Source organism: Mycobacterium sp. 852002-51163_SCH5372311 (genome assembly GCF_001667115.1).
In the GTDB taxonomy this organism is placed as follows: domain Bacteria; phylum Actinomycetota; class Actinomycetes; order Mycobacteriales; family Mycobacteriaceae; genus Mycobacterium.
Map to the genome: position 1 here is coordinate 22926 of NZ_LZIJ01000143.1, position 6995 is coordinate 29920.

The following is a 6995-nucleotide window of genomic DNA, read 5'->3' on the forward strand; positions in this document are numbered from 1 at the left end:
CGGCTAATCAGCCACCGCTTCGTCAGCACTATGCACTGTCGTGCGCGTGATCCTCAAAGGGATGAGCAGCAGGATCTCCATTTGAAGCGGCGCGGCGTTGTGCGATTGGTATCGGGCTATGGTTCCCTGTCGTCCGCGGCTTTCTTCACTTCCTGCGCATGCGCGACCTGCTGCGCGTTGTAGCTGATGGACAACACCGCCGCCCCGGCCAAGACGACGACCCCGGCTAACCAGAGCAGGCCGTAGGTGATGCCGTGGTCCAGCGCGTTCAACTGGGCGGCGTTCATCGACTTCACCGGCCCAATGGTGCCGCCCAGCGACAGGGTGTGCGACGTAATGGCGGCTTGGATGACGGCCAATACCAGCGGGCCACCGAGGTTTTGTAGCATGAGCGCGATGGCGGATGCGGGGCCGATCCGGTCGATGTCAACGCTGGCGATCAACGACAGCGTGAGCGGGACATTGGCCAGGCCGATACCGATAGCGGCCACGACCAGCGCCAGCACAAGATTGGGAAAGTACGGGACGCTGCGGGTGATGGTCGAGCCGTAAAGCATGGCACCCAGCATCGGGAGGCCGCCAATTGTCATCACCACCCGAGGCGAAAACCATCTCACCAGCTGCGACGACGCGGCCGTGCCAAGAGCCACCGCAATTGCGAACGGGATGTAGCCGATGCCCGCCTGCAGTGGGCTATAGCCCATGATGTATTGGACATAGAGGGCGACTAAGACAATCAGGCTGAAAAGCACCCCACCGCACAAGAAAACGGCCGCGAATATGGCCAGCCGGTTGCGATCGCGGAACAGATCGAACGGGACGATGGGGTTTTCGGCGGTGCGCTCCACCAGGACGAATGCCACAACAGCCCCCAGGGCCACCACACCGGACCCGATTGGGATGGCCGACAACCAGCCCTTTTCAGGACCCAGCGATAGGCCGAACACCGCGGCGGTACACATCAATGTGGCCAGCATGCCTCCGGTAGCGTCGAGCTTCATGCGCTCCTTCTGGGTTTCCCGCAGAGCGGTATGGGCCAGGTAGAGCACCAGCAGCCCGAGTGGCACGTTCACTAAAAACGCCAGCCGCCAAGACAGCTCGGTGAGCGCTCCGCCTAAGAACAGACCCATTATCAGGCCGAGGCCGGTCAGCGAGCCCAACACCGCCATTGCGGCATTGCGTAACGGGCCTTTCGGAAACGTGGTCGCCACAAGGGCCATGCTGGTCGGCGCGATGATCGCTGCTGCGGCGCCTTGCAGCAACCGGGCCAACACGAGAAGGGGCCCGTTCCAGGCGATACCGCAAATCGCCGAGGCGATCGTGAAAAGTGCGACACCGCCGACAATGCTGCGCTTGCGCCCGATGGTGTCGCCCAGGCGACCGCCGAGCAGCATCAGCCCGCCGAAGGTCAACACGTACGCAGTGATCACCCAACTCCGGCCGGCGTCTGACAGGCCTAGATCGTTCTGGATGCTAGGAAGCGCGAGGACCACGACGGTGCCGTCCATCATAGACAACACCTGGATGCCGCCGATCGCGGTAACTGCGGCGAAAAACCAGCGAGGCGGCAGCCGAGTCGACAAATACCTTCGCCTAGGGTGCCCCTTGGTCGGTTCGACGGGAATTGGGCCTATGCCTTCTTCGCGAACTGTTGTCGCGCGAGGTAGTGCCTGCTCTCCATCCTTGAGCGGCGCCATAGCTTGCGACCCTATAAGCAATCTTCAAGATTGGTAGTGGAAACGGAAGATAGGTCCACCACGGTATCGATACCCGTCGATGCATTGCTGATCCGGCAACACTCCGCGCGGGGCACGGCAACGATGGCCTCTGTGAACGCCATTCCCGACGATGCAGAGTCGTAGGCCTGGGCAACAGAACGCATCCAGTCCGGTGCTGCTCGGCCCTGAGTCTGTGCGACAAGGTGTCGACTGCCAAAGCCTCTGAAATACAGGCCGGCATCGAAATACAGGCCGGTACCGACGGTGCAGAATAGGTTGCCGGACTTCAGGACGTGGCGTGATAGGGAGTCTAGACTCATCGCCGACAGTACCGGCTGGGATAGGGGCAGTTTTGACGGTGACCACTCTGGACGTGCGATCCTTGTACCTCGACCTGTTGCGACGCAACCTCACCCGGTACGGGATGCACGAGCGAATGCCCGCACGGTGGCCACTGCGGCGGCGGCTCCTTCTCAAAACCGCCAACACTCTTCTACCCATGCTCAGCGGTACAAGCCCGTTCGGTCAGACCAAGCGCGACTTGGGCTTAGATTGGCCGGCAGAAGCCGAGACGATGATTGGTATGCAGAGGCTCACCAGTCTTCAGCACTGCGTCGAGACGGTACTGGCCGACGACATCCCTGGCGATCTGGTCGAATGTGGAGTGTGGCGCGGGGGGGCTTGCATCATGATGCGCGCGGTACTGGCGGCCTACGGCGACGAGACGCGGTGCGTGTGGCTGGCCGATTCGTTCGCGGGCCTGCCTCCTCCGGACACCGCAAACTATAAGGCGGACAAGGGGATACGGCTTGACCTGTTTGGGTCCATTCTGGGGGTACCGGAAACGGAAGTAAGGGCAAATTTCGAGCGTTACGGGCTGCTCGATGAGCAGGTCCGCTTTCTTCCTGGCTGGTTCAAAGACACGCTGCACGATGCCCCGATTGATCGGATCGCTGTCTTGCGGCTTGATGGCGACCTCTACGAATCTACGATCCAAGCGCTCGACGCGCTCTACCCGCGGTTGTCCCCAGGGGGGTTCTGCATTATTGATGACTACCAAATCCCTGCGTGCCGGCAAGCCGTCGCAGACTACCGCGCGGACCATGGAATATCCGCGGAGATCATCGACATAGACGGGTGTGGCGTTCTGTGGCGCAAGCAATGAACGCGATTGCCACGTCAACGCGTCCGCGTTTGACTTCGACGCCGAGCTTGCCCTGAAGCATCCACGATTCGGCGTGGCCAGTTCCTCAGTAATTCAACCCAATTGGGACCTGCACACATCCTACCGATTGATCCGGCTACCGAGATATTCGCGGTGATGATCCGGCCCGTAGCGAGAGCCGTCGTCGTCGGCAAGATGGGGCGCGCTGGATGGTGTTAGCCGCACATCGTCGGGCAACGACGCGCGATGTGCTCGATATGCGTTGCAACAGTTGGTGATTGATCGGTCGCCATGCCGGAACCGCTAACATGGTGGTCGGCGCTGGGACGGATTTCTCGCCGGGCGGCGCGGGCCAACTGCTAGCATCGGGTCCATGTCTGGACGCGAGGCCCCGGTTCGGATTGGAATCCTCGGTGCAGCGCGCATCGCACCGGGGGCGCTGATCATCCCGGCCAGTGAGAGCGATGAGGTCGTGGTGGCCGCGATCGCGGCGCGCGACGTGGCGCGTGCCGGGGCTTTTGCCGCCAAGTTCGGCATCGCGCGGGTGCACGACACCTACGAGGCGCTGGTCGCCGACCCAGACCTGGATGCTGTCTATAACCCGCTGCCAAACGCATTGCACGGCAAGTGGACCCGAGCTGCGCTTGCCGCGGGCAAGCACGTATTGTGCGAGAAGCCGTTCACCGCCAATGCCGCTGAGGCCCGCGAGATCGCCGAACTGGCCGCGAAGTCAGACCGGGTTGCGATGGAGGCATTTCACTATTGCCACCATCCGATGGCTGTGCGAATCGAGGAGATCGTTGCCTCAGGAGAGCTGGGCAAGTTGAAGCGGGTGGAGGCGGCCTTGTGCTTCCCGCTGCCGAAGTTCTCCGATATCCGCTACGACTATGCCCTTGCTGGTGGCGCGACCATGGATGTCGGGTCCTATGCGGTCCACATGGCCCGCAGGTTCGGCGGCTCGACCCCGGAAGTCGTTTCGGCGCAGGCGAAGCTACGCGATCCTCAGGTGGACCGGGCCATGAAGGCCGAGTTGCGGTTTGCAGACGGGCACACCGGCCGCGTCCGCTGCTCATTGTGGTCGTCGGACCTGTTGGAGTGGAGCGCCAAGGTGGTTGGCGACCGGGGTGAGGTGCGCATGCGGGTGCTCAATCCGCTCGCACCTTTCCGTCGTCTTTCGGTCCGGTCAGCCGAGGGCAATCGTGTAGAGCGCTTCCCGCAGCGCACCTCCTACGCGTATCAGCTTGATGCTTTCGCCGCGGCGGTACTGCGCGGGGAACCGGTGAGGACATCGGCGGAAGATGCGATCGAGAACATGACCGTCATCGATGGGATCTATCGCGCTGCGGGCCTCCCGCTCCGGGAGCCTTTCTGACCGTCAGGTGGCGAAATGCGCCTGGTTCACGTGGGCGGCCACGCGTAAAGCGTTGGCGGCGATCGTCAAACTTGGGTTCAAACCGGTGCTGGTAGGGAAGAACGAGGCATCTACCACGTAGAGGTTATCCACTTCGTGCGCCCGGTTTTGTGGGTCCAGAACGCTGGTTTTGGGATCGGTACCGAAGCGGCATGTGCCGCAGACATGAGCCAGGGCCGAGTTGTTTTCCGCGCCCCGCAGGGTGATTTTGCGAAACGGCTCCAAGACTTCTTTCACTTGGCGCATAAACACCGCGCGACGCTCCAGGTCATTGGCGTGGACACGGTACTGGATTTGCAGCCGTTGGCGACCGTCTGAGGTCGGTTGGTCGCACGGCAGGACGCGGTTGTCCAAGTAGGGCAGGTCTTCCATGATCGGTGCGAGCACCAGTCCGCCGTTGAAGTACCGCTCGTACACGCGGCGCGTCGCCGGGCTCATCATGCGTAGCATCTTCGGCATCCAACCGGGGGCATTGGTCACCATTTCCATAGGCGGCATCGAGCCGAATGACTGCACCGTGCCGTATTTCTGCCCCTCCCAGAAATAAAAATCGCTCAGCCCAATCTCCTTGTTGCACTCGGTGATTTTGCTGCCGCCCTGCGGGAAGATCTCGATCAAATCGATCAGATGGCGCATCAAGTTGCGCCCCACCCAATCCGACCCATTGGCCAATCCGCGCGGCCAGTCACCCGAACGGGAATTGAGCAACAGCACCGGGGTGGCCAGGGCGCCGCCGGCCACCACCACCACCTTGCCTTTTAGAGCCAGCATGCCGGAGCGGTCCTCGCAGATCACTTGCTGGACGTGTGTGCTGTCCGCATCCAGGCGCACGGCTCGACATTCCGGGAGCAGGCGGGCGCCGTGCTCAGCAACGGCGGGCAGCACGCAATTGCGGGCGGCCTCGTTTTTGCACGACTGGTGACAGAGATGGCTGTGGCACGTGATGCAACCGTCGGTGTAATCACAGGCCATTGGCAGGTGGTAGGGATGCAATCCGCGGCCTGCAAGGTAGTCGACGAGCGGCTGGTTGTCGGCCGAAAATGGCGGCGCAGCAGGCAGATTGGCCTCGGCCGTCTCTGGCCGCAAGGGATCGGGTTGGCCGCGGACGCCCAATAGCTTCTCAGCAGCCGTATACCAGGGCCGCAGCTGGTCGTAGGTGATGGGCCAAGCTTCCGGCACGGTGGAGTCGCCGGGGTCCCGAAAATCTTGCCGGGGAGTGAAATCGCGGACGAAAAAGCGCTCGCAAACCATGGCATAGAGGGCCGACGACCCGCCCGTCCCGCTGCCGATGAACGGCAAGAACCGCCGCGGGAAGCGTCCACTGATGTCTTCGACCTCGTCGGTCCAGCGCCCGGCCCGGGCCAAGGCGTCGTAGTAGGCCTCTGGGGAACGGGCCGCCAGCGGCTCGGCCACTTCCGGCGGCGAAGCGCGAATCGTCCCCGGCACCCCGGGGAGTGTCGAGCGCCCCTTCTCGACGAACAGCACCCTGCGGCCTGACCGAGCCAGTGAATAGCCCAGGGTGCCGCCACCCATGCCGGTGCCCACGACGATCACGTCCCACATAATGCGTTCCGCGTCTCGCGGATTCAGGTGGCCGTCGGCCGCAATCGAGTCCATCAGCGGATCATGGCACAAAGCTCTGGCCGGTTTGTGCGAATCGCGATCCGCCAGCCCGGTGGCTGCCCACAACTCGGCGAAACAGCAAGGCGTTGATGAGATTACGATCCTTTGCCACGGGGTGTACATGCCTCGCTCGCGTCGTCGAGTACCGTGCTCTAATTCCAGTCGTCCACCCAATAACACCTCTGCACTCAACGGCAACTCGGAACGCTCAGCCGAACGCCCCTTCCGCGTCCGGAGAAGCAGGGATAATGACCGTTGCCCCTGACGCCACCTGAGCGCGCGGGAAGCGAAAGGCTAGATTGTCGATGAAATTTGCGCTGGCAAGCTACGGAACCCGTGGCGATATAGAGCCTTCGGTCGCCATCGGACGTGAATTGCTACGCCGCGGGCACGAGGTACGCATGGCCGTACCACCAGACTTGGTTGGGTTCGCCGAATCGGCTGGTCTTGCAGCAAGTGCTTACGGACTGGAGACGCAGGCGTGGCTGGACGCCTACCGGAACTTCTGGACGAGTGTCTTTCGCAACTTTTGGAAGATCCAGGAGCTGCGCAGGCTCTGGCCCGAGCTTTCGAAGCCGCTTACCCAGTGCTGGGACGAGATCGGCAAGACGCTGACGTCGCTGGCGGACGGCGCTGATCTGCTGTTCACTGGCCTGAGTTTCGAGCAACCGGCTGCCAATGTCGCAGAGTACTACGACATTCCGTTAGCGACGCTGCATTACCTTCCGGTGCAGCCTAATGGCCAACTCCTGCCACTGCCGGCGCCGTTGGGACGGTTAGCGATGGCGGCGTACGACTGGCTGGGTTGGCTCATGGACCGCAAGCTCGAGGACGCACAGCGCCGTGAACTGGGTCTGCCGAAGACCACTGCCCCCGCGTCGCGACGGATCAGCAAACGCGGGTCGCTGGAAATCCAGGCCTACGACGAGGTTTGCTTTCCAGGGCTGGCGGCAGAATGGGCAAAATGGAATGGTCCCATTGGCCCTTTACGGCCGTTTGTCGGCGCGCTGACGATGGAGTTGCCGACCGACGCCGATGAAGAGGTCGCATCGTGGATTGCCGCGGGAACACCGCCCAT

Annotated in this window: 5 protein-coding genes; 3 read left to right on the plus strand and 2 right to left on the minus strand. The window is 62.4% G+C overall.

Annotated elements, in window-relative coordinates; all coding sequences use genetic code 11:
• Window positions 1–116 precede the first annotated feature (116 nt).
• Window positions 117–1697 (minus strand): MFS transporter, encoded by a 1581-nt coding sequence (locus A5791_RS16580; RefSeq protein WP_082966969.1) that lies wholly within the window; start codon window positions 1695–1697, stop codon window positions 117–119.
• A gap of 373 nt (window positions 1698–2070) precedes the next feature.
• Here A5791_RS16580 and A5791_RS16585 point away from each other — a divergent pair, with 373 nt between their 5' ends.
• On the plus strand, window positions 2071–2883 hold the full coding sequence (locus A5791_RS16585) for a TylF/MycF/NovP-related O-methyltransferase (RefSeq protein ID WP_067239054.1): 813 nt from the start codon (window positions 2071–2073) through the stop codon (window positions 2881–2883).
• A gap of 373 nt (window positions 2884–3256) precedes the next feature.
• Window positions 3257–4255: a Gfo/Idh/MocA family protein gene (locus tag A5791_RS16590; RefSeq protein WP_067239057.1), complete on the plus strand. Its 999-nt coding sequence runs from the start codon at window positions 3257–3259 to the stop codon at window positions 4253–4255.
• 3 nt (window positions 4256–4258) lie between these two features.
• On the opposite strand, the gene A5791_RS16595 is transcribed toward A5791_RS16590, so the two are convergent.
• Window positions 4259–5911 carry a GMC oxidoreductase gene (locus A5791_RS16595; RefSeq protein ID WP_067239067.1) on the minus strand — a complete coding sequence of 551 codons (1653 nt, stop codon included), beginning with the start codon at window positions 5909–5911 and terminating at the stop codon, window positions 4259–4261.
• Between the two features lie 311 nt (window positions 5912–6222).
• On the opposite strand from A5791_RS16595, the gene A5791_RS16600 reads away from it, so the two are divergent.
• A partial coding sequence (locus A5791_RS16600; protein WP_197504711.1) for a glycosyltransferase occupies window positions 6223–6995 on the plus strand: 773 nt, incomplete at its 3' end.